The following is a 464-nucleotide window of genomic DNA, read 5'->3' as shown; positions in this document are numbered from 1 at the left end:
TAGACGTCGTCCCCCATCGGTTCGGAGCCCATGGCGTCCTCCTTGTCGCGCTGCGTCGGCTCGTGCCGTCTCGGATGTCCGATCCGCGTTTCCCGTCAGGCGGTCTCTAACCCCGTGAGCCGCCCCACCTGCGGGAAAGGCCCCGGATCTCACTCCCGTGGCGTGTCCGGGGCGGGCGCGACGCGGATCTCGTAGTCCTCGACGCGGTGGACGGGCCAGGTCCGCGCGTAGGCGTTGGGCCTGCCGCCGACGCGGGTGATCTCGGCGACCGGGAGGCGTTCGGCGGTGCGCCGGATGTCCTCGGCCGTCATGTTCTCGTTGTTCCCGGCGGTCGCTCCGGAGGAGCAGCCCGTGTAGTAGCCGATGGGGATCGACTCGTGGCCGGTGATCAGGCAGGGCGGGCTGACCCCGAGCCGGTGCAGCCCCTCGGCGGTGCGGGCCCAGTCCTGGCGGCCGGCGGCGGA

1 pseudogene is annotated in these 464 nt (G+C 72.4%); it reads right to left on the bottom strand.

The annotated features are described in order from the left end of the window. Positions 1-149: 149 nt before the first annotated feature. Positions 150-464 (bottom strand): annotated as a pseudogene (locus tag LPA54_RS37965) (hypothetical protein); the annotation flags it as partial.

It is taken from the genome of Streptomyces sp. DH12 (assembly GCF_020873895.1).
In the GTDB taxonomy this organism is placed as follows: Bacteria; Actinomycetota; Actinomycetes; order Streptomycetales; family Streptomycetaceae; genus Streptomyces.
The sequence above is the reverse complement of the archived record's forward strand: the minus strand, read 5'-3'. Positions and strand labels throughout refer to the sequence as shown.